Source organism: Natrinema sp. HArc-T2 (genome assembly GCF_041821085.1).
Lineage (GTDB): Archaea > Halobacteriota > Halobacteria > Halobacteriales > Natrialbaceae > Natrinema.
On the sequence record NZ_JBGUAZ010000006.1, the window covers coordinates 143640 to 168109 of the forward strand.

The following is a 24470-nucleotide window of genomic DNA, read 5'->3' on the forward strand; positions in this document are numbered from 1 at the left end:
ATCGACCGTACGAAACGAGGCATCACTACAGGGACAGACGTTATGTCCACTTACCGGCCACACTGTCCCGTCTGGCGCTACCCAGACGACGCCTGCTTTTCCGCAGCGTTCACAGATACCGAGTTTTCGTTCCTTCTCCGTCTCAGTCTCTCTCATCACAGACATCGTGGACAGCTACTACAATAACTGTTGTTATCGCTCACGTTCCTGCTACTCGTCGCATCTACCGTTCAGAGGTTGCAGAACCAAGTCTACGGACATTTGTTCGGGGAACAACACTTACAAGCGCGACGCCGTCGCGGGTTGGGCGACGCCGAGAGGTCACAGACTTCCTATCGACGCGAACAGCGACTCTCTGATAGGACTCCTGTGAGTGGGTGCCGGCGACCCCCGACCTGCCATGCGGGTGCGCCGGGATCCATGACAGCAGACCGTACGAGCCGACACTGAAAGTGCCATTCTGGCTACCGAGTAAGAGATCAAAATCGAGTTTCGGGTCGCCGAATTATTCACACTACAGTTTTGTCGGCATCTGTGACTGACGTCTGGACGGTCACGTCCACGTCGCCGGTTTCGTCGATCGAGACGATGTAATCTTTGTACGTGAATTCGACCGTGGTAGGGACTTTCTCTCCAGTAACGGACTGAAATAGTGAGTCGAGTGCATCCGTATCAATAACGCCGTGAAGCGGTGGTCGGAGCTCTTCCGGTGGGATCTCTTCGCGGTTAGCGATTTCCTCGACAACCGTGAGGGTAATTGAGTGAGTGGTTTGCACAATCGCTGCTGCCAGATAGTGGCATATAAATTCAGCCGTTCCTCCACTGACGCACGTCAGACAATCCGTTTTGAACAATCGTTCATGGATGGTTGCATGATTCAGAGTTTTATGACTACAAGTAATATATTCGCGTTAATAAGTGATTGCAGGGCGAATCAGCCCATCTCGGAAGCCACATCGATTCTCGTATCTGGCTCGAGAACGGCTTACTCGATCCGAGCGCTGTACTCGTACTCGCTGGCGCTGAGTGAGTCGGAGATGTCGATATCGAACTCGAGTTCGTACGTGTTCGCCCCTTCTCCGTCGACCGAAATTTCCCGTCGTTCGGTGTAGGTGTCGCCGCCGGAGATATCGACCTGACCGATCAGCGTGCCGGTTTTCGACGAACCGCTCGTGTTCGAGACTGCGACGGTAAGGACGACGTTTCCGAACGCTGTCGTCTCCGCAACTGTATCATCGACGGTTAAGCCGCCGCCAAACCCGTTCCCGCTTGCGGAACAGCCCGCCAGTAACGCCACTGTCCCCGCGCTGACGGCGCTGAGAACCGACCTCCGATCGCTCTCCATGGGACATCGAGTCGTTGCAGTCGGCTTCTTTCCTTCGGTTACAGTGGCAGTCGGCTCCGTACGGGGGTGCTCCGGTGCGATATTGACTCGCGAGAACCGTTCGAGGGAGAAATTCAGCGTCGAGACGACAAGACGGGGGCCACACCGGTGTCGGGGTATCGTTGCTATCCGTCCACCGTGACGAACGACGTAGCCGGTGTGACCATGTGGTTCTCGAGGAACTCCCAGTCGTCGTACCCGGTCCCCGAGGAGAATCCGTAGTAGTCTCGTGGTGCGTTGTAATTCATGACGCTCGGGTACCGCCGGAAGCTGTATCGTGTGGAGTCGATTCCCTCGAAGTCGGCGTTCGACAGCCCGAGTGAGTGACCCAGTTCGTGCATGACAGTCGTGCCAGTGTGGTCGCGGCCCGGTTGCGATTCGACCATCATCGTTCCGAGGCCGGCCTTGCCGATGACGTTTCCATGCATCGTATCGCCGGCGACGTCCTCGACGATGACCAGGTAGTGATACCCCTGGCCTGCCCGGTCGAAATACCGCGATCGATACACGGACAGATCGCCGACATCGGTCGACGGCTCCCACGGGATCGTCTCGCTGGAAACGACGTGAAGATTTATGCCGGACGAGCCATCCGGGTTTGTAAGCGGCGCGTCGTCGAATTCCGTGACGAGTCGCTCGAGTTCGGCACGTTCGAAGGCGACTCTCTCCATGCGATCAACCTCGACGTACACGTCGGTACTGAGCGGATCGGCGTCGGGAAAGAGGTCCTGGCGGTGGACCTCCGCACCGTCCGAGAGCCCGTCCCCGTCCGTATCGGCGACGGTCGGATCAGTCCCGTGCTCGTGGACTTCCGGGCCATCGTCCAGCCCGTCGTCGTCGGTGTCAGCCGCGCTCGGATCGGTCCCGTGCTCGTGGACTTCCGCACCGTCCGTGAGACCGTCGCCGTCCGTATCCGGGTCGGTGGGGTTGGTTCCGTACGTCTCGAGTTCGACACGATCGGCTATTCCGTCGCCGTCGGAATCAGCCGTCAGCGGGTCGGTCCCGTGCTCGTGGACTTCCATCGCGTCATCGAGGCCGTCGCCATCGGTATCGGCCTCGAGTGGATCCGTTCCGCGGTCCACTTCGTCGCCGTCGTTGAGGCCGTCGCCGTCCGTATCAGCGACGGTCGGATCCGTCCCGTGTCGCGTTTCCGCACCGTCGGCCAGCCCGTCATCATCGGTGTCGGCGTCGAACGGAGCCGTCCCGTCGCGCAGTTCCACCACCACCGGTTCCCCGTCGTCGTCGGGGTCGACGACCGTCGTTCCGGCGAGGACCCCCGCCGTCAACAGCCCGACGGTGAGCACGAGACCGACGAGGAGACGCGGTGACCGCATTTCCTGAATGTCATGTCCAGGAGACAAATTAAAATTCTGTTATTCATAGCCAGGATCGATCCGGCTCGGTCGGGACCGTTGGATCGCGGTTTCACTTTCACTGTGCTGCCCAAACGCTCTTACACGCCGGCCCCGGAGACGACGGTAATGGACGGCGACGAGCGCTTCGAGGTGCCGGTCGACGACGATTCCCTGCCGTTCGATCCAGCCACCACGACGATCAGAGACGGCGATGTCTTCGACTCTCTCGAGCCGGCAGTCCAGCAGTGGTGGCTCGAGGAGTTCGGCGAGTTCGTTCCCGAGAACGAGGGCTTTTTTACGCCGCCACAGCGGGATGCGATCCCGAAGATCGAGGCAGGGACGAACACGCTGGTCTGTGCGCCAACGGGGTCGGGGAAGACGATGTCGTCGTTTCTCTCGATCATCAACTCGCTCTATAAGCGCGAGCGGGACGCCGACGACGTCGACGGGCAGAGCGCGTCTACCCGGGAGACGGAGTCCCCCGCTGGCCTCGAGAACTCGGTCTATTGCCTCTACATCTCGCCGCTAAAATCCCTCGCGAACGATATCCACCGCAATCTCGAGGTGCCACTCGCGGGCATCGAGTCGATCGCGGCCGAGCGCGACGACGTGTCGATGGGCGAGATCCGCCACGCGATTCGTCACGGCGACACCGACTCCAGTGAGCGCCAGCGGATGCTCGAAGAGACGCCCCACATCCTCAATACGACCCCCGAGACACTCGCGATCTTGTTGAACGCGCCCAAGTTCCGCGAGAAACTCCGGACCGTCGAGTACGTCATCGTCGACGAGATCCACTCGCTGGCGGCGAGCAAGCGGGGGACCCACCTCGCGGTGAGTCTCGAGCGACTCGCGGCGATGGCCGACGGTGAGATTACGCGAATCGGCTGTTCAGCGACGATCGAGCCGCTGTCCCGTGTTGCGGAGTTTCTGGTGGGCCGCGATGAACCGGGTGGCGACCCGCGCGACTATGAAATCGTCGACGCCCGGTTTGCCCGCGAGTTCGACCTGCAACTCGAGTGTCCGACTGCCGATCTGATCAACACGTCCCGTGAGGTGATCCAAGAGCGGTTCTACCAGCAACTCCACGACCACGTCCAGGCGCATACGAACACGCTTGTGTTCACCAACACGCGCTCGGGGGCTGAACGCGTCCTCCACAACCTTCGGGAGCACTTCGACGCCTACGACGAGGCCAACTCGGCCTGTCACCACGGCAGCCTCTCGAAGGAGGTCCGTCAAGATGTCGAAGACCGGCTGAAAGCCGGCGATCTCGAGGTCGTCACCACCTCGACGAGCCTCGAGCTTGGCATCGACATGCCCCATATCGACCTCGTGGTGCAGGTCGGCTCGCCCAAAAGCGTCGCCGCCCTGCTTCAGCGAGTCGGGCGGGCGGGCCACCGCGTCGGCCAGACTGTGACGGGGCGGGTGATCGCGCTCGACCGGGACGAACTCGTCGAGTGTGCGGTCATGCTCAAGACGGCCACGGAGGGCTTTGTCGACTCGGTGTCGATCCCCGAGAACGCTCAGGACGTGGCCGCTCAGCACGTCTACGGAATGGCGATCGCCGAGATCCGGCCCGAGGCCGAACTGAAAGGCATTCTCCGACGGGCGTATCCCTACCGGGACTACACCGACGCCGAGTACGAGTCGCTCATGCGGTATCTCACCGCCGAGTACGCCGGTCTCGAGGACAAGAACGTCTACGCGAAGGTTTGGCGGGACGAAAACGACCCGCCGGACGGCAAGCACCACCACGAAGCGTACCCGGTCGGCGAGCCGTTGATCGGCAAACGCGGTCGACTCGCGCGCGTCATCTACATGACCAACATCGGGACGATCCCCGACTCGTTTACCTGCGACGTCCACACGCGGGCGAGCGACGAGTGGGTCGGCCAGTTGGACGAGGGGTATCTCGATACACTCGAGAAAGGTGATGTCTTCGTTCTGGGCGGCGACCACTTCGAGTATCGCTATCGGCGCGGCTCGAAGGTCTACGTCGACCGTACGAGCGCCCGCCCAACCGTCCCCTCGTGGTACTCCGAGCGGTTGCCCCTCTCCTACGACCTGGGCCGTGAGATCCTCGCCTTCCAGAGCGATCTCCTCGAGCGCTACGACGCTGGCGGGCCGCCGCGGGTTCGCGCGTGGCTCCGGGAGCTTCCCCTCGACGACGACAGCGTCCGCGCGATCGCCCGGCTGTTCGACCATCACGTGCAGTACGCGGGCACAGAGAGCGTGAGCACGCCGGACCGGCTCGCGATCGAAGTCGTCCGCGATCGCGAAGAGTACGAACGCCACTACTACGTCCGCTCGAACTACGGCCGGAAGGTCAACGACGGCCTCTCCCGCCTGCTCGCCTATCGCTGTGCCCAGGAGGCGACGGCGAACGTCCGTGTCGCGGTCGCAGACAACGGCTTCGTCCTCTCGATGCCGTTAAACCGGAAAGTCGATCTCGAGGGGATTGTCGCCGACCTCGAAGCCGACGATGTCCGCGCGGATCTCCGGGCGGCGCTGTCGGGAACCGACCTGCTCCAGCGCTATTTCCGGATCAACGCGACCCGATCGCTGATGATCCTCAAACGCTACAAGGGCTACGAGAAGTCCGCCAGCGAACAGCAGGTCTCGAGCGAGATGTTGCTCGGCTTCGCCGAAGACCTCGAGGAGTTCGCCGTGATCGAGGAGACCTACCGCGAAATCCTCGAGGACAAACTGAACGTCGCCGAGATCGAGGCCATCGTCGACGCGATCGATGGGGGTGACCTCGACCTCTCGCGACACCTCCTCGACTCGCCGACGCCACGGGCGTTCGGACTCGCGACGCTGTCGGCCAGCGACGTCGTCCTCGCCGAAGACGAGAGCGCCGCACTCCAGTCGTTTCACGAATACGTCCTCGAGGAGATCGGCGAGGAGTCGCTTTCGGGGCTCTCGACGACTCGAGACACCGATTCACGGAGCCACTGATCGTCACTGCACGGCGACCGCACGACGGCTGTCCGATCGCGCTAATATCAATCTATATCAGGGCCGCCACGACAGTTGCACTAGCATGAGCAGCGACCCACCGAATTGGGATTTTAAAGATCGGGATATCGCGATTCTCACCGAGCTTGCCGACGACCCACAGCTGTCCTCGCGAGAGCTCACCACGGTACTCGAGGACAAGTACGATATCGACGTCTCTCACGTCACGGTCAGCGAGTCGATCCGGCGGATGCGCGACGAGGGAGTATTCCGCGAGGCGATCATCCCGAACGAGGAATACTATATCTTCGCGCTGTTCGAGTTCAAGTTCAATACCGAACACTTCGCCGACCACTGGCGTGCTGCGATGGAGGACATCAGAGCGGACAAACACACGCTGTTTTTCTTCCTCGCCGACGGGGAGTACCAGTGGAAGACCGTCATGATGTTTCGCGACCGGCAGGAAGTTCCCAAGTGGATCCACGACTGCTACTCGGACCACGGCAAGGTCATCGAGAACATTCGGAACTCGGCGGTCCACAACGTTCTCAAGTTCCAGACCGATCCCCAGATCTACGAAGATCTCGGCAAGGAACGCAGCGAGCGATGACGCCTCCCGGCGCGGCTCTCAGAGTCGATTTTCACCTCTCTTCACGTTCGTCACTCTCGAGACCCACGGGACGGACTCGAAACAGTCCGGTCGCAGTCACTGCGCGTTCGGTCTAGGGCTGGGCTCCTCCTTCTTCGTACGGCTGGATGACGACGAAGCCCTCTGAGCCAGTAAATTCCATCTGGATGCTTTCCCCGGAAGTCTGTCCGATCTCGATCGTTTTGTTGGTCGCAAACGACGGCGAGAGGTTGGTACTCCAGGCGACGGTCGCATCCGGATCGGTAGTGACTGGCGGCGTCACCACCAGCGGGTCTCCGTGTGTAGAGATCGCAACTGCGCCCGGCCCAGTGAGGTACACGTTCGTCAGGCCTCCTGCGGCGACTTCCGAAAGGCTGCCAATGGTATTGATTTCGTAGTCGACCGTCGACTCGAAGGCGAGGACGTCGTTCCCGTTGACCGAGATCGACTGTCCGTCATCGAGCTCGAGTATCTGGACTTTCTTTCCCTGATCGGCAACGTAGAGGTGACCACTCCCTTCAGCCTCCATCACCGGCGTTCCTTCGCTCGATACTGCCTCCTTGACGAATCCCGTGAGTCCACCTTCTGCAGACGATTTTCCGGTGAACGTCAGCTCCCCAGTATATCCGATCATCGAGCCGGCTTTGACCATCACCGTTCCGTCGACCGGAATGTCGAGTAGCCGTTTGTTCTCCTTTTGAAATCCGCTGTTTCCTTCTTTCGGCGCGTTCGTTCGTGTAAATTCATCAACATCCATGGTGACATTCGAATTACCTGTTGTAGTCATATAAACTCTTTTCCAGAACAATCTCGATGTCGGACGAAGCGACAGCAAATGGCTGGCGACCGTTCGTTCCCGACTCGACAGTCACTCGAGCGTGTCGGCAGTGTCGAGGTAGCCACTGTTCGTGAGCTTGCTTGAGTCGCCGATATGGGAATCGCGACTGCGTCGATCCAGTGCTGTCGACGCACTCCGCTTCCGAGACACTCGCTGTTCAGCCATAAACGGGCGACGAGTCGTCACCGGTTCCCATACAGCCAAAAGCCTGTCTGGCATCTATGACTGATGATGACTGACAGAGACGTCCACCTGCCCGTCGCCGCACAGCCGACGATCGAGTCGATCGTCGACTACACGCAGGCGGCTGAAGACGCCGGTTACGATTGTGCGTGGCTCCCCGAAACGTGGGGTCGCGACGCCGTCACCGTGCTGTCGGCGATGGCCGAGCGAACCGACGCGATCGACATCGGCTCGAGCATTCTCAACACCTACTCGCGGTCGCCGGCGCTGCTGGGCCAGACGGCGGCGACGCTTCAGGAACTCGCTGCGGGCCGGTTCCGGCTTGGACTCGGCCCGAGCGGCCCGGTCGTGATCGAGAACTGGCACGGCGTCGAGTACGGCAACCCGCTCAAGCGGACCCGCGAGACCGTCGAGATCGTCCGGCAGGTCCTTTCGGGCGAGCCCGTCGACTACGACGGCGACGACTTCGAGCTGTCGGGCTTTCGGCTGCGCTGTGACCCGCCGGAAACGACTCCACCGATCGAGGTCACCGGGATGGGTCCCAAGGCGGTCGAACTCGCGGGCCGCTTTGCCGACGGCTGGCACGGCATCATGCTCACACCCGAGGGGATCGACGCGCGACTCGAGGACATCGAGCGCGGTGCCGACCTGGGCGATCGTGACCCCGACGATGTCCACGTCACTGCCGGCGTTACCTGCTGCGTGCGGGACGATCCCCACGAAGCGCGTGCGCTCGCCCGCCAGCACGTCGCATTCTACATCGGCGGGATGGGGACGTTCTACCGGGATTCCCTCGAGCGCCAGGGCTACGACGAGGCCGCCGCCATCTACGACGCCTGGCAGGACGGCGACCGCGAGCGTGCACTCGAACTCGTCGACGAAAATATCGTCGACGACCTCTGTGCGGTCGGCAGTCCGGAAACGGCTCGCGAGCAACTCGCGCGCTACGAGGCAGTCGACGGGCTCGACGCCATCGCGGTCAGTTTCCCGCGCGGTGCCGACGAGGAAGGAATTCGCCAGACGATGGCTGCGGTCGCACCAGATCGCTGACTGGTTCTTGAACCGAATGGGGCTTTCGGAGCCGTGTCGGGGGGTTCGCCATATACAAGACAGTATCAGTTCCATCGAACTCGAGGGCTTCGACAGCTACAAACCGCCCGTTGTTCCAGTTCGTGGTATGCCCGGCAAGGTGAGTCCGGACGATCTGCTCACGCACGTCTTCCAGCGAACGGGGGCTGCCGAGACCGACGAGACGGTCTTACAGGGCCCGGCTGAGGGCGAGGACGCCGCCGCGATCGACTGGCCCGACGGCGAGGGAACGCTCGTGGTCAGCTCCGATCCGATCTCGTTGGCCGCCTCGCAGGTCGGCCAACTCGGTATCGCCGTCGCGACCAACGACGTCGCTGTCTCGGGGGCCGATCCGCGCTGGTTGACCGCCGTCGTGTTGCTCCCGACCGGCACCGATACGACCGTTCTCGAGGAAATCACCAACGACCTCGACGCAGCCGCCCGCGAACTCGGCGCATCGATCGTCGGCGGCCACTCGGAGTACGTCGACCAACTCGAGCGACCGCTGCTCTCGCTGACGGCGATGGGTGCGACCGAGCGGTACGTTCCGACCGGCGGCGCCAAGCCAGGAGATGCCGTCGTCCTCACCAAGGCGGCGGGAATAGAAGGCTCGGCCATCCTCGCGGCGGATTTCGGCGACAACCTCGATGTCGAGCCGGAGCTCCGCGACCGCGCCGCAAGCTATCTCGAGGAGATCAGCGTTCTCCCCGAATCACGGATCGTCCGCGAGTACGCGACGGCGATGCACGATCCCACAGAGGGTGGCGTCACGTCGGGCTTGCTCGAGGTGGCCCGTGCTTCGAACGTTCGACTCGAGATCGACCGCGACGCCGTCCCGGTCCGCGAGCCGACGGCGGCGCTGTGTGCTGCTGCTGGCGTCGATCCGTTGCGAATTTTCGGCTCCGGCGCGTTGCTCGCAACCGTTCCCGAGGATACAGTCGATGCCTGTCTCATCGAACTCGACGAGGCTGGGCTCGAGGCCGCGACGATCGGCACTGTCAGTGCGCTCGAGGGGGGAGACCCCGAACTCGTGCTCGACGGCGAGTCGATCGCCGACCCGATCGAAGACGAACTCTATCCGCTGTGGGCGCAGGCGGACAGCAAGGAGTGATCGGCTCGAGGGAGCGAGTTTCGAGCACGCCGGCGGTCGTCACTCGAGTCGGACGGCAGTGCCGTACGCGATGACTTCTGACCCACCGTTTGCGATCTCGGAACTCTCGAGTCGGACGTTGACCACGGCGTCGGCACCCATCGAGTCGGCGTCCGCGACCATACGTGAGATCGCTTCGTCGCGCGCGTCGGTCAGCAGCTCCGAGTAAGCTTTGAGCTCACCGCCGGTGATATTCCGGATTGACTGTGTGATATCGCGACCGACGTTTCGTGCTTTGACCGTGTTGCCGCGTGCGATGCCAAGCGATTCTCGAATCTCGTGACCGGGGACCGTCTCAGTAGTGACGAGTTCCATACGCAATCGTATTGATTTTCTAATAGTAAATACCATTCCAACGGTGTGACCGTTCGGCTGATATGAGACGTCAGCGAGTCGGCAGCAGGCCGGTCGACGACGACACTGGCCGGTCAGCCGACACTCACCGTGACTCGAGCGCGTCAACCTCGAGCCGACCGACGGCAGCCGGAGCGAGGAAGATGCCACCCAGAAGCATCGCATAGAGCACGACCAACAGCGGTTCGACCGTTTCGACGAGCGATTCGGCCACCTGAACGACGGCCACGAATCCACCACCGACGACGAGAAGCACGAATCCCTCGAGCCGGGATCGCAGCGCTGGCAGGTCCGGCAGCCGTTGTGAACCCAGCAGGCCCCCGATCGAGCCGCCGAGTCCGAGCAGCGAGTCGGTCGTGCCACCGGCGATGACGACTGCGGGAATCGAGAGGACGAGTGCAATCGCGAAGCCGGTCGTCGGGTCGCCGCCCGTGAGTCGATCCATGGCGGCGATGAAGACGATGCCGAGGAGCACACCGACGATCACGTCACCGAGGTAGTGGACGCCAAGGACGACGCGTGAAAGCGAGACGAGGACGACGAGCGTCCCGGCAGCCAGCAGCGCCCGTCGGTCCCGCGTCCGATCGTACGCGGAGACGAGGCCGCCGTAGACGACGGTCGCAGCGAAGGCGTGCCCGCTCGGGAAGCCGTAGCCAGTGTGTTCGTCCTCGAGCGGGACCAGCATGGCGTCTGCCGGCGGTCGCGGGAGTGCAAACAGCGACTTGAGTGCCAGCAGAAGCGCCAGTCCGGCGATCGCATAACTGATCACGAGCGCGCTCCGGCGGCGACTCGACCACCAGAACAGCACCGCGAGCAAGAGCATGAGCGCGGTCGTTCCACCGAGGTCGGTCACGAAGACGACGAACTCCGCGTATTCGGTGGAGACAGCATCCCGAACGAGTGCACTCTGCTCTTTGAGTCGCATGTCGTCGGTCGTTACTCTCAGCGAAAGATAAGTGTAGGGAGTTTCGAGACGGGTGTGTCCGGTTCACCCACGAACCGGATCGTGACGGCTGGCGGCTTACCGTCGCGCCCACGCGAGCATGCGCTCGTAGACCGGATCGGACGCGAGTGCCGACGAGTCGCCGACCAGCACCAGCGCGCGTTTGGGCCGGGTCAACGCAACGTTGATTCGGCGGTAGTCCTCGAAGATCGGCCCCTCGAGCGTGCCTGTCGCCGTAAAGGAGACGATGATGACCTCCTGACTCGAGCCCTGGAAGCGGTCGACGGTGTCGACGGCGACATCGTCGGGGACGTGCTTCGAGATCTCCGAGACCTGCGCACGGAAGGGCGCGATGACGCCGATTTCGGAGCGCTCGAGGCCGGCGGCCTCGTACGACTCGATCAACTCGGCGATCCGTTTGGCTTCCTCGCTGTCGGTATACCGGCTCGGGTCGCCCGTAACGTCGACGAACGAGACCGGATCCTGTAACTTTGGGGGCAGCGCGTCGCGAGAGACGCCCTCAAGATCGTCGAGCGTCCGTCCCGCGACCGACGGCGTCGCGGGCCGAAGCTGGCCGTCGTAGAACTCCGTGGAGGCGAAGGCCTGGATGCGCTGGTTCATCCGGTACTGGCGGTCGAGCATGACGCCGGCGTCGAGATACAGGTCGACGAGGCGCTCGAACAGCGACTCGGAAAGATCGTTCTCGGCGCGCACGACGGGCGGGAGCTGCTCGTGATCGCCGACGAGGACGAACCGCTCGGCTAAGTTGATCGCCGCACAGGTCCCGGGCTCGGTGAGCTGGGCGGCCTCGTCGACCAGCGCCACGTCGAAGGCCTGCTCTTTCATGACCCGTGAACCGCAGGTCGCAGTCGTCGCCGCAACGACCTGTGCGTTCTGCAGTTTCGCGACGCGGTCGTCGGGATCGCCGGCCCGCTCGAGCCGGTACGGTTCCATGTCCGAGCGGACGCCGCTTTCAGAGCCGACGCGGACGACCCGCTCGTCGTCGAGCACGTCACCTAATTGCTCGAGGGTGGCCTCGAGCGCGTTATCGACGGCGCGGTTCGTAAAGGCCGACAGCAGGACGCGCTCGCCGCGCTCGACCATCGCACGGATGGCCTGGGCGATGGTGTAGGTCTTCCCGGTGCCCGGCGGGCCGTGGATTAGCGCACAGTCTCGCGCGCCGACGGCCTTCGTCACGGCCTCGTTCTGGCGCTCGTTGTTGTCGATGAACGTCTCGTCTACGTCCTCAAACTCGGGTTCCGCGCGCCCGAACAGGATATCCTTGCGTCGCGCGTCGCCTTTCAGGAGCGCATCGTGCATCGCGACGAGCAGCCGGTCGGTCGTCAGCTCGGAAGGATAGACGTCGAGTCGCGTTACTTCGACCGGCTCGTCCGTCGTGAGGACGATCTCGTCGTCTAACCGCTCGATCCGTGCCAACTCGGAGTCGCCGCGAACCGGGTGGCCGTCGCTTGCGAGGACGAGGTCGCCCTCCCGGAGCTTCGACGTTGCCCCGCCCTCACGGCGCGCTCTGAGTTCCCAGCGGCCACCTTCGAGCGACCGCTTTTCGACGAACTCGAGGTCGATCAGCGCGCGGTCGTCGTCGGCCCGTTCTTCGGCGCTCTGTTCCCAGAGCTTGGCGTACTCGCGGTGGACCTCGCGGCGTTCCTCCTCGATCGCGCGATAGAAGCGCTCGAAGTACTCGCGTTCTGCCTCGGGCAGCGGCTGGCCGATCTGGCCGGCCTTGGACTCCTGATCGAGCCGACCGGAGACGACCATGCAGGTGTCCTGCTCGAAGCAGTATTCGCACTTCGCGTCGGCCTCGTAGCCCGTCGGGATGTCGCCCGACATCTCCATCGCCGCGATCTCGTTGCGCAGGCGGACGACGTATTTTAGGAGCCCGTTGCCCATCGAGAAGTCCTTCGCAGGGGTGAGGTCGCCGGTCTCCTCGTTGCGATCGAGCGCCGAGTTCTTCGTGTAGAGCAACGTGCCGGTGTCGACGTCGCCGCCGTGTTCCTCAAGCAACAGCGCGTAACAGGCGGCCTGGACCTTGTCCTTGAACCGCGGTTCTTTCTTCAGGTTCTTCCCCGTCTTGAGTTCGACCGGCGAACCCCGTCGGATCGCGTCGGCTCGCCCACGGATACCGAACGTTTCGCTGATGAGCAACTGCTCGGAGCGCCAGTTATCGTCCTCAGTGAGCCTGCCCTGCTCGAGCCAGCCTTCGATCGCTTTGGCGTTCTCACGGACGTCCTCAGCGACGGCCTCGGGCGTCTCGCCCAGCAGGCCGAGTTGGAGGCCGCGTTCCTCGACGCGGGCGTCGATCGACTCCTCTATGTCCCGGCCCCGCAGGAGATCGCCGAAGACCTCGTGGACGAGCGTCCCCTTCACAACGGGGTAGTTCAGCGGCACGCCCGAGAGCTTGTTCAGGTAGTACAGGCGGGGACACTCGACCCAGTTGCGGATCGACGTGACGCTGACCAGAAAGGAGGGTTCGACGACGACGTAGGAGTCGCCCGTCGTCGCGTACTGCGTCTCTCCCTGGTACTCCTCCTCCTTGGCATTGGTCACGAGCAACTCCATTCCCGGCTCGAGCAATTCGGCCGACTCCGTCCACTTGTTCCAGAGCGTCACCGTCGTGGTCTCGTGGCTCTCCGCGACGGTCGCCGTCCCGCCATCGCCGAGTGTCGGTGTGGCGTCGCCGGGCGGCTCGAGACCGTCGTCGGCCAGTCGAAGCGGCACCTCGGCGAGGTCATTCTCGCCGTAGCTCGTCGACACCGACCGCACGTCGACCTCGTCAGCGACGGTTCCGCGTACGTACACAGCGTACCGTCACGGTCGAGTGATCAAAAACGCTATCGGTCGCTCGGCTGTAGGCGAGCGCTCGTGAGCCGCTGGCGGACAGCTGCGCTCAGCCGTCGATAACCGACGGTTACTGTCCGTTTCAGTGAGACGTGGAACCGTCTCTGATATCAATCAGACCGTGAGCGAAAGAACGGACGCGGACGCTTTTGCGAGCGAGCGCCAACCCGCTGTCTGCTATGAGCGACCCCAACAGCGACGACCGTCGGACGGGTGGCTCGTCCGCGGACGACACCGACGGGCCACCGAACCGCACGGAAACAGCCACAACCGACATCGGCCACGGCACCGGTGTCGGTAACCGACCAGACATGGGCGGCAACCCACGCGACGAGTCCACCCAGGTCGCAACCACGGAACGACGGCGAGACACGTCGGTCCTCAGCCTCCTCGTCGCCGTCATCGGGGTGTGGGTCGCGCTGTCGACGGTCGTCTTCGAGACGACGGCTGCGCCGCTCTGGAACAACGTCCTCGTCGGCCTCGTCATCGGCGCCGCCGCGGGCTATAACTACTACCGACTGACGAACGACATCCCGCTCAGTACCGCCATCGCGTCGCTGATCACCATCCTCGGCATCTGGTTGATCATCTCGACTGCGCTGCTCGAGATGACCGGCGGCCCATTTTGGAATACGATCGTGTCCGGGCTGTTGATCGCCGGAATCGCGGGGTACAACACCTACGAAGCCCGCGAAGCACGAACGGTCGCGACCGAACCCGAGGCGGAACCCTAGAGCCGGTTCGATCCGTAGTCGGCCTCGAGCCGATGGATACGGTGTTCGGCAGCGTGGTGGCTCATCGCGACGGTAGAAAATATCAGCATGACAACGGCGAAACCGATCGAAACGATCGGCGAAACGCCGTTGACGTAGCTATTGCTGAGTTGTCCCAGCGCCAGTGCAAGCGGGGCAAGTGTTAGCAGCGAACTTTTCGCTGGCGTGGCACGAAACAGTTCGGCGAACGAGAGTGAGCGGCGGCGAGACATCGGAAAGCGTCAGTTACGCATCCTGCTCTGGGAGTCGTCGTATTCCTTTTGGTTCCCCTCTCACCTCCCACCTGCTGCGTGGTGGAACAGTCGCTCCGGGGCGTCTGTCGAAGTAATCGATACGTTCTTTCTGCCGGCGACCCTCCTATCTGGTATGCGGATACGCGAGTGGCAGGACATACTCGAGGACGTCACGGAGCGAGACGTCGATCCGGAGGACTGGCGTGCCGTCGCCGGTGATCGTGCCGGTGGCGTCGGCGAAGACATGTACCTCGCGCATCCCCGGGCCGGCGTCTTCTTTCTGAAAACGTACGCGAAAAACCCCTTCGAGGTCCGTGGCGTCGGCACGCGGGTCGCGCGCAACCTCGACGACGAGATCGGCTCGTTTATGCCCGAGCGCGACGCGGGTGGACGCTTTGCGGTCCAGTCACCGCCCGAAAACGAGTCTCAGGCCGAGACCGTCGGTAAGCGTCTGGAGACGGTCCTCGAGACGCACGCGGATGCGCCAACCCGTCCACAGGATCTGTTCGACGACGTGATGGAGGCCATCGAGAGCCCCGCCTTCGGACCGATGGCGTACGACCAGTACGACCGACCCGACGAACTTGAGGACCTCGCGGAGCGCTTTGAGGAGGCAGACGACCTGTTGAACGCGGAACTCGACGACCTTATCGAGACGGACGAAGTCGATCGGGGCTTCATGTGAGACTGCCGGCGAGGGAGGGCCTGCGTTCGCGTCCGGTGGCTCTTTGGGATCGCGCTTCGAGCATAGGGGTATGTCACCGAGTGCCGAGGCGATCGTCTGCGACTACTACGATGCACTCTGCAACGGCGACCCCCTCGTGCCGTACTTCCGTGACGACGCCTCAACCGTCAAGTTCGGCATCAGCGAGTCCCTGTTCGGGATCGACGAGATTGCACGAGCGCTCACGGAACAGACCGAGACGACCGACGAGTGGACGGTCAGCAGTCGGCATCTCGTCGTCGACAAACGCGACGACTTTGCGACGATGGCTGACGACGTCACGATGGCCTGGACGGACACGGAAAGCGGTGATCGATACCGCTTCGACAGCCGCTGGAGCGGAACGCTGGTAAGAGCAGTGGTGGAAGGGGAGGCAGACGCGGACGCACCGGCCTGGCAGTTTACCGTGCTGCACGTCAGCGCACCCTGCGAACTATGAGTCGCGGTCCTGCTCGCTCGAGCACACAGCAGCGCGCCGCCGATCAGCTCAAACTCGTGTTCGTATTGCTGGTCGGACTCTCGGGCGGTCTGATCGCCTTCCAGAGCGACGCCTCACTGGTAGTGATCGGACTCGCGATACTCGGCGGGATCGCCACCGGGGGCGCGTTGCTCTGGTACTTAATCTGGATTATGGCCGACTAGGGTCGCAGATCTCCCTCGAGCGCCGTATCAGCGATCGACGCGTCGAATCCACAGTTCCGGCGCGTCGAGTTCGTCGTGGGTCGGCAGGTTCTCCGGTTGCTCCCAGACGAGACCTGCCGTCTCGAGATCGCGGACGGCGACGACATGTTCGAAGAAGTTCTTCCCGCGTTCGTACTGGCGCTGTTTGAGTCCGAGACCGAGCAGCCGACGGAACAGCCGCTGGAGGGGACCCCGACCCTGCCGGCGCTCGTCGAGTTTGCGCCGCAGGTCCTCGTACTCCTCGTCGAAGGCGTGATCCATCAGGAGTTCGGCATAGCCTTCGACGACAGTCATCGCGGCGTCAAGGTCGCGGAACGCCTCGCGGTCGAACGAGCCCTCCGAGAGGGTGGCGATGCCCTCTTCCATGCGGGCCTCGAGATGGTCCGAAAGCCACGGTGCAGCCCCGAACTCGGCGGCATGAGTCACCTCGTGGAAGGCGATCCAGCGGCGGAACCGGTCGGCGTCGACGCCGAGCGTGTCGGCGGCGTTGCGGATGTTCGGTCGGATGAAATACAGCGCGTGATCGTCGTCGGGCATGTCGGCCAGCAAGAGGGGATCGTACTGCCCCAAGACGTTCCGCCCGAGGAAGGCAAGTAGGACAGTCATCGTCCCCGTGTTGATCGTCCGGGCGACGCCGGGGAACGCGCCGGTGTGGGTCTCGAGGGCACCCATGACCCGCTCGAAGGTGGCGACGTTGGCGTCGATCCAGTGGTGGCGATTCTGGATCTCGATCGTCTCGGGCACGTCGAAGTCGGCACCGGAGACCGCCCGCACAGCCGCACGCGCGTCCCGAACGTCGCGGGCATAGCCCTCGCGCTCGCCGGGTTCGAGCTCGAGCGCGCCGGGATCGGTTGCCGCTTTAGCGGCGTCGGCAGCCGATCGCCAGTCGATCGCATCGTCACCGGACGCCCCGGCAACGGCCCGGGCGCTACGATAGAGATTCACGACAGTAACTAGGGGAAGGAAGCGCAAAAGCGTTCGGCTCGTCCTGTGTCAATGCGAACCCGCCGCCGTCGACGGATTCGAACGATCGTCTTCGACGGTCGACGGCGGTGTGTCATACGGACACCTATCAGTCAGTTGTGGTGCACCCGCGACCGACCTGCGGGTACACCGGGACATCGTGACAGCAGCCCGGCTCAGTGGTTACGGAAAATTCGAGGCGAAAGCCTCGCCCTTCAGGATAGGGATGAAGCCGACCAATAGTATTCACCCGCCGACGATGGCATCGACGGGGTTCCAACGCAATCGTTAAGACGTTCTACCGTGATAGTATACATAGATGGTAAAGAGTACCCGTCACGCGAAATACGAACTCTACTACCACATAGTGTTCGTGCCGAAGTATCGGCATTCATATCTGACGGGGAAGACGAAGGAACGTCTCGAAACCATCTTCGAGGAAGTCTGTGAAGACAAAGACCTCGAACTGGCCGAGTCCGAGGTCATGCCCGACCACGTACACCTGTTCATCGGGAGTCCACCCAAGAACGCCCCGTCACTCATCGTCAACTGGGTCAAGGGCATCTCGGCGCGGAAGTATAACCAGCGGTACGACGACCGCGTGAAGTGGACTCGTTCCTACTACGTTGGTACGGCGGGAAGTGCCTCGAAGGAGGCCATCGAACAATACATCGCTGAACAGGAAGGTGAGGACGCATGAAGCGCGTCAATACCTTCAAAGTGGTTCCACAGACCGAGAATGACAAAGAGTGCCTTCTACGACTACTCGACGCCTCCGCTTCGCTGTGGAACGGGCTGACCTACGAACGTCGTCAGAACTATTTTGGAGACGGCGACGTGTGGGACACTTCCGAATACCGTGGACAGTACAACGGTGTCGTCGGTAGTGCGACCGTCCAACAGGTCACACGCAAGAACAGCGAAGCGTGGCGATCGTTCTTCGCCCTCAAGGAGAAAGGCGAGTACGCCAACCCACCGTCGTACTGGGGCAACGAGGAGGATGGACGCGAACTTCGTACCTACATTCGGTGCAACCAGTACACGATTCAGTGGGGCAAGCGTAGCCGTCTCGAAATTCCTGTTGGGCAAGAACTGAAAGACGAATACGGACTCGGCTACCACGAACGACTCCGCCTCGAAGTCCGAGGTAACCCGAAATGGGACGGCGAACAAGGTCGTCTGGAACTTGAGTACGACGAAGTGAGCGACACGTTCAGGGCTTTCCAACCAGTCACCGTCGATGATTCTCGACTGGATTCACCACTGGCTTCTCACGAAGCCGCCCTCGACGTTGGCGCAAACAATCTCGTTGCCTGTTCCACGACCACAGGGAACCAGTACCTCTACGACGGTCGGGAGTTGTTCGGACGGTTCCGCGAGACGACTGGCGAAATCGCCCGCCTACAGTCAAAACTCCAAGAGAGACGCTACTCCTCGAACCGGATTCGACGGCTGTACCGACAGCGGACGAAACGTCGTGACCACGCACAGAACGCGCTGGTGCGCAACCTCGTTGAACGGCTGTACGACGAGGGCGTGACGACAGTGTACGTAGGCGACTTGACCGACGTGCTGGAAACGCACTGGTCGGTCAGGGTGAACGAGAAGACGCACAACTTCTGGGCGTTCAAGAAGTTCATCCACCGCCTCGCGTGTGTCTGTGAGGAGTACGGCATCAGTCTCGAAGCCGAGTCGGAAGCGTGGACGAGTCAGACGTGTCCCGAGTGTGGCGACCACGACGCGACGATTCGCCACGAAGATACGCTGACGTGCCCATGCGGTTTCGAGGGGCACGCCGACCTCACAGCGTCAGAGACATTCCTTCGAGAACACAGCGATTGCGAAATCAGGCCGATGGCACGGCCCGTGCGATTCGAGTGGGACGACCACGACTGGTCGGGGAAACCACACCCTCACGAAAGTCCCAAAGAACTGCGCACAAACCCGCAAGTTGCCTCCGTGGGTCGGTAGCCGAACCCCCAACGGAGGAATCCTCGCGCTTTAGCGCGGGGAGGATGTCAAGTAACGATGACGTCGGGTTCTTCTTCGGACTCGAGTTCGTCTTCCTCGTCGCTACCACCACGGAACTTCTTGGCGGCGACGGCGATTCCGACGAGGACGACGAGTGCGACCAGCGCGCCGACGGCGCTTTTGCCTTTGCCACCGGAGTCGTCGGCTGCAGCCACACCCTCTTCAGATTCGGTCTCAGTTTCGGAGTCCGTCTCCGCTGTCGTTTCGGTGCTGCCGATCGGGAGCGCCTCGCCGATCGTTCCCGGTCCGAACTGTGTGTCGCCGTCGAAGTGCAATTCGATGAGAGTGAACTTCTTGTCGCCCATGCGTAGCCGGTCCACGAGCGGACACTTAGCCGTTTGGTTAGGTCCACTCTGTTGATCCATGGATGAAATACGGCTGTACTTGACTCCGGACCGGTACGATTAAGTGCCCATCTCCTGCGGTGTTGCGTATGAGTGGACGACCGCTGGACGTCCTCGAGGCGTCGCTCGGTGACCGCGTCACGGTACGACTCAAGAGTGGCGACGAACACGTCGGCGAACTCGCCGGCTACGATCAGCACATGAATCTGGTGCTCGAGGACGTAACGATCCCCGTTGAGGGGAGTGTCGAGGAGGATGCCCCGGTCGAAGACACAACCATTATACGCGGCGACAACGTCGTCTCGATCACTCCATGACTGGTGCAGGAACCCCGAGCCAAGGAAAGAAGAACAAGACGACCCACACCAAGTGTCGTCGCTGCGGAGAGAAGTCCTACCACACGAAGAAGAAGGTCTGCTCGTCGTGCGGCTTCGGCAAATCGGCCAAACGCCGCGGCTACGAGTGGCAGTCGAAAGCCGGCGACAACTGATCTTTCGGTTTCTTTTTCGATTCCGCGTTTACGTGAGAGACAGCGGTGGCGCTGCACACCGCGTTGCTAGCCACACTGGCTGTCGCCGTCCTGCCGTCGCCGGCTGACTCGCCGATGGACAGCCCTTAGTTCGGAGCCGCTAACACTCCCGTATGGAGACGACAGACGCCTTTACCGGTCTCGAGTGTGTCGACTGCGGGGCCACCGTCGACGCCGCCGCGGAGTCTCATCGCTGCCCGGACTGTGACGGCACGCTTGACCCGACCTACGCGTACGACGCGATCGAACTCGACCGCGAGACGCTCGCCGCTCGACCGTTCGACTCCCAGTGGCGCTACGCGGAGTTGCTCCCGTTTTCCCGCGAGTCAGCGGTGACGACACAGGAGGGTGCGACCGCGCTGGTCGACTGTCCCGATCTGGCCGCCGAACTCGGCGTCGAGCGCGTGCTCATCAAAGACGACGGTCGGAACCCGACGGGCTCGAGTACGGATCGTGGCGCGTCGGTCGCCGTCACGGCGGCTGCCCACCACGGCGCGACCGATGTCGCGCTGCCCTCGACTGGCAACAGCGGGCAGGCCGTCGCAGCCTACGCGGCTCGCGCGGAACTCGAGACACACGCGTATCTTCCCTCGCGATCCGGATTCACGAACAAGGCGATGGTCAACGTCCACGGCGGCGATATGAACGTCGTCGGCGGTCGCTTCGGTAACGCCGTTGGAGCCTTCGAGGAGGGACTGGCCGAACACGACGACTGGTACTCCCTGCGACCGTTCGAGACCCCATATCGCCACGAGGGCGCGAAGACGCTGTTCTACGAGGTCGTCGAACAACTCGAGTGGGACGTTCCCGACGCGATCTGTTTCCCCACTGGGGAGGGCGTCGGCCTCGTCGGGGCAGCCAAAGCCGCAGCCGAGTACCGCGATCTCGGACTGATCGGCGAGACGCCCGCACTGTATGCCACGCAGGCGACAGGCTGTGCGCCGATCGTCGAGGCGTTCGACGACGACCGCGACGACCATGTGCCGGTCGAACACCCCGACACGATCTGTGGCGAACTCGAGATTCCCGATCCGCTGGAGAGCCCGCGCGTGCTCGATGCCGTCCGCGAGACCGACGGCGGCGCGGTCGCGACCGACGACCCGGACATTCTCGAGGCCGCCGTGCGAGTCGCACAGTCGACCGGACTCGAGCCAACACCGAGCGCCGCGGCGGCTGCAAGCGGCGCGTGGGAACTCGCAGAGCGTGGTGTCTTCGACGGCGACGAGACGATCGTCATCGTCAACACCGGTGCCGGAAACAAGGAAGCCGACGTGTTGCGCAGTCACCTGATGGGACAGGGAATCTGACCTGCGCCCGTTCCGTCACCAAGTACTCGGTGATAACACCCGAGAAACCCGTTCAAAACCGATAGCAGCCGGTCAGATCCCCGTTCTGGGATCGATGGCGACCACCGACAGTGTCTTGACTGCGAGACGAGTAGACGAAACGAGTACCAATGTGTGAACATTCACCAGAGTGTTCGAACGGGGACATGTGCCAGCTCGTTCTCAAGAACGGGCAGACTGGCCTGGAGACCGCCGAATATTACTGCAAGGCCCACCTCGTGCTGCGGATCTGGGAGGTCGAAAACGACAGCTCGCTGCAGGCTGTCAGTGCCGAGCAACTGTAATTCGGGACGACCACACTGCCAGGGGCGCTCGCGCGCCAGAGGGGGTCGCGAGCGGACTGCCAGCGACTCGAGTGCGGGGCTGGTCGTGCCAGTTCCGCCGAATGACATCCGCCCGCTCGAGACGGGGGCGTTCCGTAGCGCTTTTGCTGGTTGTCTGGCAACGGGGCGGTATGACTACCCCCTGGGACGACTGGAATCACGTTCTCAAGATCGATCCGGACAAGGAGTTACCCGAGGGTGTGACCTACGGCGATCTCTGTGCGACTGGTACTGACGCGATCGAAGTCGGCGGGACGATGGGCATCACTGAGGAAAACATGAGTGCCGTCATCGAGGCCTGTGCCGAACACGATGTCCCGCTCTATCAGGAACCCTCGAACCCGCAGGTCGTCCTCGAGGACGACGCGCTCGACGGCTATCTCATCCCGACGGTGTTCAACGCCGGCTCGCCGTTCTGGATCACCGAGGCCCACAAGGAGTGGGTTCGACTCGACGACGATCTCGACTGGGAGCGGACGACGACGGAGGCCTACATCGTGATGAATCCCGAGGCCGACGTGGCGACGCTGACAGAGGCCAACTGCGACCTCGCCGCCGACGACGTCGCGGCCTACGCGACGGTCGCCGAGCGGATGTTCGGCCAGGAGATCGTCTACGTCGAGTATTCGGGCATGCTCGGCGATGAAGGTGTTGTCGACGCCGCTGCCGACGCTGTCGACGACGCGACGCTGTTCTACGGCGGTGGCATCCACGACTACGACTCTGCGTATTCGATGGCGCAGTACGCCGATGTCATCGTCGTCGGCGACCTCGCACACGACGAGGGTATCGACGCTGTCCGGAAAACTGTCGAAGCAGCGAACGACGCGTAGGCGCGACTGTCTCATTGTCCGGCCTGATCAGGACGGCTGTGCTGTTCCGGGTCTCTGTATACTGTCGACTGAGGGTGCAGACTATTCCTCTGGCTCAAGTTCCTTCACCACCGTCGCGGGGTTACCCCGTACAACGACATCGTCGGGTACATCTTCTGTTACGACCGCTCCAGATGCAACAACAGCATTGTCACCGACCGTTACACCGGGATTGAGAACCGCCCGGCCACCGATCCAGACATTCTGTGTCGTCGGCGTCGTACAACTCCCCGTTCAGCATCTTTTCTTTTTCACTGCCCATGATTTTGAGATGTCATACAAATTAGATACAGATTCCGGACTCCGTGCTGGGCAATACGCACACCTATGTATCGGCCAAATCACCGTAGAGGTGGGTGTGGAAAGACTCCTACGACACCCCTGTTGACTAACTGCCGCTACCGCCTGCTACTCACGACGAGCTCTCGTAGCCGCGGCAAGACAGTCGTCACGTTCTCGCGATAGACGACGTCGGCGTGGCTATCACACGGCGTCGAGTCGAGGTTGACGACCCCGACCGTCGCGCCGGTTTCAGCGGCGAGTTGCGGGAGCGAGGCGGCGGGCTGGACGACCAGCGAAGAGCCGACCGCGAGAAAGACATCGCTCTCGCGAGCGAGCGATCGCGCACGCTGAATCGCTGCACCCGGCAGTTGCTCGCCGAAAAGCACGACATCCGGCTTGAAGATGCCACCACAATCACAGGTCGGCGGCAGGTCGCCAGCGGCTGCACGCTCGATGATCGGCTCGCTGTCGCGGCGACGCCCACAGTCCTGACAGCGAACCCGCTGGGCGTTGCCGTGGAGTTCGAGGATCGTCGTGTCTCCGTCCGCGTCGCTGGTCGGGTCGTCCCCGGTGTCAGCGGCCACGCCGTGTAAGCCGTCCGTATTCTGGGTACAGATCGCCTCGAGGGAACCCGCACGTCCCATCGCGGCCAGCGCCTCGTGGGCCGCGTTCGGGTCTGGGTCGTCGCCGAACAGTTCTCGCTGGAGGGCGACTCGGTCGTCCCAGAATCCCGCGGGGTCGCGCTGGAACCGGTCGTAGGCGAACTGTCCTTCGTCGAATCGGTCCCAGACGCCGTCGTCACCGCGGAACGTCGGGACACCCGATGGAGCCGAGATGCCCGCGCCGGTCAGGGCAACGACAGTGTCTGCACGTCGGATGTCGGCGGCGAGTGACTCGAGGTCGTCCATATCAAGAGAGCGACGGGCGACCGATAAAAGCGAGACGGATCCATCATTCGGTGGGACGATGGATCGACTATCGCATCGCCGCCGTATAGCTAGCGGCCAGCTTCGATTCGATCCGCTGGAGGTGTTCGCTTACGGTCCCCGCCGCGAGGTCGAGTTTCGCGGCCAGTTCCCGGTGGGTCGTCTCGCGTGGCACCTCGTAGTATCCCTCGCGGACCGCGAGGTCGAACAGTTCCTGCTGGCGGGCGGTCAGCGTCGGCGAGGACTGGCCACCGCCGGGGTCGTACTCGCCCAGCCGCTGGAGGTCGAGGTCGATCCCGTCGGGAAGCGCCGCAGCAGCGTGTTGAATCGCCCGGCTCGTCCCGATCGCCGTCACCTCGAGCCCGCGAGCCGCCTCGGTGTCGACGTAGGTCATCGGCCAGTCGAGGACGATTTCGTGCTCGCGGAGGATCGATAGCAGGTCGTCGACGGGCTCGACGATCCGACACTGCACGTAGGCGACGCCGCGACCGTCCGCGCCGGCAACGTCGTACTCGAGTGCCTCTGGACTGTCGGCGAGCAACGCGCGAGCCTGCTCGAGGTCGCCGCGAAGTTCGAGGAGTTCGACGTATCGCCTCTCGTGGATCGGGTTCAGATAGCGGACCCCTTCGATCGCGACCGCGTCACTGCGGCTAAAGTGGTCGTCGATCGCGTTGAGCCGACCGTCGGCCCACGTCAGCACCATCGTGGCGTATCTCATCGCCG

27 protein-coding genes and 1 pseudogene are annotated in these 24470 nt (G+C 62.7%); 15 read left to right on the top strand and 13 right to left on the bottom strand.

The genetic code is table 11. The features are described from left to right. Nucleotides 1–509: 509 nt before the first annotated feature. From ACERI1_RS15080 to ACERI1_RS15090, 3 genes are all read right to left on the bottom strand, one after another. Complete coding sequence (locus ACERI1_RS15080; RefSeq protein ID WP_373619230.1) at nucleotides 510–776, bottom strand: HalOD1 output domain-containing protein; 267 nt, start codon at nucleotides 774–776, stop codon at nucleotides 510–512. A gap of 209 nt (nucleotides 777–985) precedes the next feature. Beyond that, on the bottom strand, nucleotides 986–1345 hold the full coding sequence (locus tag ACERI1_RS15085; protein WP_373619232.1) for a hypothetical protein: 360 nt from the start codon (nucleotides 1343–1345) through the stop codon (nucleotides 986–988). A gap of 164 nt (nucleotides 1346–1509) precedes the next feature. After that, nucleotides 1510–2718 carry a hypothetical protein gene (locus ACERI1_RS15090; protein ID WP_373619233.1) on the bottom strand — a complete coding sequence of 403 codons (1209 nt, stop codon included), beginning with the start codon at nucleotides 2716–2718 and terminating at the stop codon, nucleotides 1510–1512. A 147-nt stretch (nucleotides 2719–2865) separates the two neighbouring features. On the opposite strand from ACERI1_RS15090, the gene ACERI1_RS15095 reads away from it, so the two are divergent. Further along, a complete protein-coding gene (locus ACERI1_RS15095) occupies nucleotides 2866–5700 on the top strand; it encodes an ATP-dependent helicase (RefSeq protein ID WP_373619235.1) in 2835 nt (944 codons plus the stop codon). An 85-nt stretch (nucleotides 5701–5785) separates the two neighbouring features. Next, a complete protein-coding gene (locus ACERI1_RS15100; RefSeq protein ID WP_373619237.1) occupies nucleotides 5786–6310 on the top strand; it encodes an Lrp/AsnC family transcriptional regulator in 525 nt (174 codons plus the stop codon). Between the two features lie 112 nt (nucleotides 6311–6422). On the opposite strand, the gene ACERI1_RS15105 is transcribed toward ACERI1_RS15100, so the two are convergent. Then, the gene (locus ACERI1_RS15105; protein ID WP_373619238.1) at nucleotides 6423–7085 is read right to left on the bottom strand and encodes an AIM24 family protein; all 663 of its coding nucleotides are present in this window, start codon (nucleotides 7083–7085) and stop codon (nucleotides 6423–6425) included. Nucleotides 7086–7397: 312 nt separating this feature from the next. Here ACERI1_RS15105 and ACERI1_RS15110 point away from each other — a divergent pair, with 312 nt between their 5' ends. Both ACERI1_RS15110 and ACERI1_RS15115 read left to right on the top strand, forming a co-directional pair. Continuing rightward, nucleotides 7398–8399, top strand: a complete 1002-nt coding sequence (locus tag ACERI1_RS15110) for a TIGR04024 family LLM class F420-dependent oxidoreductase (protein ID WP_373619240.1) — start codon at nucleotides 7398–7400, stop codon at nucleotides 8397–8399. A 127-nt stretch (nucleotides 8400–8526) separates the two neighbouring features. Next, entirely contained in the window at nucleotides 8527–9528 is a 1002-nt protein-coding gene (locus tag ACERI1_RS15115) for an AIR synthase family protein (protein WP_373619242.1), read from the top strand. A 39-nt stretch (nucleotides 9529–9567) separates the two neighbouring features. Here the strand turns inward: ACERI1_RS15115 and ACERI1_RS15120 are convergent, their stop codons facing one another. The 3 genes from ACERI1_RS15120 to ACERI1_RS15130 form a co-directional block, all read right to left on the bottom strand. Then, nucleotides 9568–9882, bottom strand: coding sequence for a YbjQ family protein (locus tag ACERI1_RS15120; protein WP_373619244.1), 315 nt, complete (start codon nucleotides 9880–9882; stop codon nucleotides 9568–9570). Nucleotides 9883–10006: 124 nt separating this feature from the next. Further along, nucleotides 10007–10846 (bottom strand): phosphatase PAP2 family protein, encoded by an 840-nt coding sequence (locus tag ACERI1_RS15125; protein WP_373619245.1) that lies wholly within the window; start codon nucleotides 10844–10846, stop codon nucleotides 10007–10009. Between the two features lie 96 nt (nucleotides 10847–10942). After that, on the bottom strand, nucleotides 10943–13681 hold the full coding sequence (locus ACERI1_RS15130; protein WP_373619246.1) for an AAA domain-containing protein: 2739 nt from the start codon (nucleotides 13679–13681) through the stop codon (nucleotides 10943–10945). Between the two features lie 218 nt (nucleotides 13682–13899). Here ACERI1_RS15130 and ACERI1_RS15135 point away from each other — a divergent pair, with 218 nt between their 5' ends. Next, the gene (locus ACERI1_RS15135) at nucleotides 13900–14454 is read left to right on the top strand and encodes a hypothetical protein (RefSeq protein ID WP_373619248.1); all 555 of its coding nucleotides are present in this window, start codon (nucleotides 13900–13902) and stop codon (nucleotides 14452–14454) included. Here the strand turns inward: ACERI1_RS15135 and ACERI1_RS15140 are convergent. Continuing rightward, on the bottom strand, nucleotides 14451–14705 hold the full coding sequence (locus ACERI1_RS15140) for a hypothetical protein (RefSeq protein WP_373619250.1): 255 nt from the start codon (nucleotides 14703–14705) through the stop codon (nucleotides 14451–14453). The two genes, ACERI1_RS15135 and ACERI1_RS15140, sit on opposite strands and share 4 nt — an antisense overlap. Before the next feature lie 154 nt (nucleotides 14706–14859). Here ACERI1_RS15140 and ACERI1_RS15145 point away from each other — a divergent pair, with 154 nt between their 5' ends. From ACERI1_RS15145 to ACERI1_RS15155, 3 genes are all read left to right on the top strand, one after another. Beyond that, complete coding sequence (locus tag ACERI1_RS15145; protein WP_373619252.1) at nucleotides 14860–15411, top strand: hypothetical protein; 552 nt, start codon at nucleotides 14860–14862, stop codon at nucleotides 15409–15411. Nucleotides 15412–15481: 70 nt separating this feature from the next. Continuing rightward, nucleotides 15482–15889 (top strand): hypothetical protein, encoded by a 408-nt coding sequence (locus ACERI1_RS15150; protein WP_373619253.1) that lies wholly within the window; start codon nucleotides 15482–15484, stop codon nucleotides 15887–15889. Next, nucleotides 15886–16092, top strand: coding sequence for a hypothetical protein (locus tag ACERI1_RS15155; protein WP_373619255.1), 207 nt, complete (start codon nucleotides 15886–15888; stop codon nucleotides 16090–16092). Before ACERI1_RS15150 ends, ACERI1_RS15155 begins: the two co-directional genes overlap by 4 nt. A 27-nt stretch (nucleotides 16093–16119) precedes the next feature. Here the strand turns inward: ACERI1_RS15155 and ACERI1_RS15160 are convergent, their stop codons facing one another. Continuing rightward, nucleotides 16120–17076: a zinc-dependent metalloprotease gene (locus ACERI1_RS15160; protein WP_373619257.1), complete on the bottom strand. Its 957-nt coding sequence runs from the start codon at nucleotides 17074–17076 to the stop codon at nucleotides 16120–16122. A 337-nt stretch (nucleotides 17077–17413) separates the two neighbouring features. On the opposite strand from ACERI1_RS15160, the gene tnpA reads away from it, so the two are divergent. Both tnpA and ACERI1_RS15170 read left to right on the top strand, forming a co-directional pair. Beyond that, nucleotides 17414–17794, top strand: coding sequence for an IS200/IS605 family transposase (gene tnpA, locus ACERI1_RS15165; protein WP_373619259.1), 381 nt, complete (start codon nucleotides 17414–17416; stop codon nucleotides 17792–17794). Beyond that, nucleotides 17791–19065, top strand: a complete 1275-nt coding sequence (locus ACERI1_RS15170) for an RNA-guided endonuclease InsQ/TnpB family protein (RefSeq protein WP_373619260.1) — start codon at nucleotides 17791–17793, stop codon at nucleotides 19063–19065. Before tnpA ends, ACERI1_RS15170 begins: the two co-directional genes overlap by 4 nt. Nucleotides 19066–19112: 47 nt before the next feature. On the opposite strand, the gene ACERI1_RS15175 is transcribed toward ACERI1_RS15170, so the two are convergent. After that, a complete protein-coding gene (locus ACERI1_RS15175) occupies nucleotides 19113–19430 on the bottom strand; it encodes a hypothetical protein (RefSeq protein ID WP_373619261.1) in 318 nt (105 codons plus the stop codon). A gap of 128 nt (nucleotides 19431–19558) precedes the next feature. Here ACERI1_RS15175 and ACERI1_RS15180 point away from each other — a divergent pair, with 128 nt between their 5' ends. From ACERI1_RS15180 to ACERI1_RS15200, 5 genes are all read left to right on the top strand, one after another. Then, a complete protein-coding gene (locus ACERI1_RS15180; protein WP_008011591.1) occupies nucleotides 19559–19786 on the top strand; it encodes an LSM domain-containing protein in 228 nt (75 codons plus the stop codon). Continuing rightward, nucleotides 19783–19959 carry a 50S ribosomal protein L37e gene (locus ACERI1_RS15185; RefSeq protein WP_008011592.1) on the top strand — a complete coding sequence of 59 codons (177 nt, stop codon included), beginning with the start codon at nucleotides 19783–19785 and terminating at the stop codon, nucleotides 19957–19959. Before ACERI1_RS15180 ends, ACERI1_RS15185 begins: the two co-directional genes overlap by 4 nt. A 152-nt stretch (nucleotides 19960–20111) precedes the next feature. Then, nucleotides 20112–21305 carry a threonine synthase gene (locus ACERI1_RS15190; protein WP_373619263.1) on the top strand — a complete coding sequence of 398 codons (1194 nt, stop codon included), beginning with the start codon at nucleotides 20112–20114 and terminating at the stop codon, nucleotides 21303–21305. A gap of 149 nt (nucleotides 21306–21454) precedes the next feature. Further along, nucleotides 21455–21628, top strand: coding sequence for a hypothetical protein (locus ACERI1_RS15195; RefSeq protein WP_171052362.1), 174 nt, complete (start codon nucleotides 21455–21457; stop codon nucleotides 21626–21628). A 170-nt stretch (nucleotides 21629–21798) separates the two neighbouring features. Then, on the top strand, nucleotides 21799–22500 hold the full coding sequence (locus ACERI1_RS15200) for a phosphoglycerol geranylgeranyltransferase (protein ID WP_373619264.1): 702 nt from the start codon (nucleotides 21799–21801) through the stop codon (nucleotides 22498–22500). 81 nt (nucleotides 22501–22581) lie between these two features. Here ACERI1_RS15200 and ACERI1_RS15205 read toward each other — a convergent pair. The 3 genes and pseudogenes from ACERI1_RS15205 to ACERI1_RS15215 form a co-directional block, all read right to left on the bottom strand. After that, nucleotides 22582–22743: pseudogene (locus ACERI1_RS15205) on the bottom strand (DapH/DapD/GlmU-related protein); the annotation flags it as partial. A gap of 194 nt (nucleotides 22744–22937) precedes the next feature. Continuing rightward, nucleotides 22938–23729: an NAD-dependent deacetylase gene (locus ACERI1_RS15210; RefSeq protein WP_373619265.1), complete on the bottom strand. Its 792-nt coding sequence runs from the start codon at nucleotides 23727–23729 to the stop codon at nucleotides 22938–22940. Between the two features lie 67 nt (nucleotides 23730–23796). Further along, nucleotides 23797–24465 (bottom strand): helix-turn-helix domain-containing protein, encoded by a 669-nt coding sequence (locus ACERI1_RS15215; protein ID WP_373619267.1) that lies wholly within the window; start codon nucleotides 24463–24465, stop codon nucleotides 23797–23799. Between the last annotated feature and the right edge of the window lie 5 nt (nucleotides 24466–24470).

Bases quoted from the DNA above. Each gene is read 5' to 3' on its own strand.
- ACERI1_RS15135 (WP_373619248.1), top strand. From the start codon at position 13,900: ATGAGCGACCCCAACAGCGACGACCGTCGGACGGGTGGCTCGTCCGCG.
- ACERI1_RS15210 (WP_373619265.1), bottom strand. From the start codon at position 23,729: ATGGACGACCTCGAGTCACTCGCCGCCGACATCCGACGTGCAGACACT.
- ACERI1_RS15170 (WP_373619260.1), top strand. From the start codon at position 17,791: ATGAAGCGCGTCAATACCTTCAAAGTGGTTCCACAGACCGAGAATGAC.
- ACERI1_RS15125 (WP_373619245.1), bottom strand. From the start codon at position 10,846: ATGCGACTCAAAGAGCAGAGTGCACTCGTTCGGGATGCTGTCTCCACC.
- ACERI1_RS15140 (WP_373619250.1), bottom strand. From the start codon at position 14,705: ATGTCTCGCCGCCGCTCACTCTCGTTCGCCGAACTGTTTCGTGCCACG.
- ACERI1_RS15085 (WP_373619232.1), bottom strand. From the start codon at position 1,345: ATGGAGAGCGATCGGAGGTCGGTTCTCAGCGCCGTCAGCGCGGGGACA.
- ACERI1_RS15145 (WP_373619252.1), top strand. From the start codon at position 14,860: ATGCGGATACGCGAGTGGCAGGACATACTCGAGGACGTCACGGAGCGA.
- ACERI1_RS15190 (WP_373619263.1), top strand. From the start codon at position 20,112: ATGGAGACGACAGACGCCTTTACCGGTCTCGAGTGTGTCGACTGCGGG.
- ACERI1_RS15150 (WP_373619253.1), top strand. From the start codon at position 15,482: ATGTCACCGAGTGCCGAGGCGATCGTCTGCGACTACTACGATGCACTC.
- ACERI1_RS15200 (WP_373619264.1), top strand. From the start codon at position 21,799: ATGACTACCCCCTGGGACGACTGGAATCACGTTCTCAAGATCGATCCG.
- ACERI1_RS15100 (WP_373619237.1), top strand. From the start codon at position 5,786: ATGAGCAGCGACCCACCGAATTGGGATTTTAAAGATCGGGATATCGCG.
- ACERI1_RS15110 (WP_373619240.1), top strand. From the start codon at position 7,398: ATGACTGACAGAGACGTCCACCTGCCCGTCGCCGCACAGCCGACGATC.
- ACERI1_RS15105 (WP_373619238.1), bottom strand. From the start codon at position 7,085: ATGGATGTTGATGAATTTACACGAACGAACGCGCCGAAAGAAGGAAAC.
- ACERI1_RS15120 (WP_373619244.1), bottom strand. From the start codon at position 9,882: ATGGAACTCGTCACTACTGAGACGGTCCCCGGTCACGAGATTCGAGAA.
- ACERI1_RS15115 (WP_373619242.1), top strand. From the start codon at position 8,527: ATGCCCGGCAAGGTGAGTCCGGACGATCTGCTCACGCACGTCTTCCAG.
- ACERI1_RS15095 (WP_373619235.1), top strand. From the start codon at position 2,866: ATGGACGGCGACGAGCGCTTCGAGGTGCCGGTCGACGACGATTCCCTG.
- ACERI1_RS15175 (WP_373619261.1), bottom strand. From the start codon at position 19,430: ATGGGCGACAAGAAGTTCACTCTCATCGAATTGCACTTCGACGGCGAC.
- ACERI1_RS15215 (WP_373619267.1), bottom strand. From the start codon at position 24,465: ATGAGATACGCCACGATGGTGCTGACGTGGGCCGACGGTCGGCTCAAC.
- ACERI1_RS15185 (WP_008011592.1), top strand. From the start codon at position 19,783: ATGACTGGTGCAGGAACCCCGAGCCAAGGAAAGAAGAACAAGACGACC.
- ACERI1_RS15090 (WP_373619233.1), bottom strand. From the start codon at position 2,718: ATGCGGTCACCGCGTCTCCTCGTCGGTCTCGTGCTCACCGTCGGGCTG.
- ACERI1_RS15195 (WP_171052362.1), top strand. From the start codon at position 21,455: ATGTGTGAACATTCACCAGAGTGTTCGAACGGGGACATGTGCCAGCTC.
- ACERI1_RS15155 (WP_373619255.1), top strand. From the start codon at position 15,886: ATGAGTCGCGGTCCTGCTCGCTCGAGCACACAGCAGCGCGCCGCCGAT.
- ACERI1_RS15180 (WP_008011591.1), top strand. From the start codon at position 19,559: ATGAGTGGACGACCGCTGGACGTCCTCGAGGCGTCGCTCGGTGACCGC.
- tnpA (WP_373619259.1), top strand. From the start codon at position 17,414: ATGGTAAAGAGTACCCGTCACGCGAAATACGAACTCTACTACCACATA.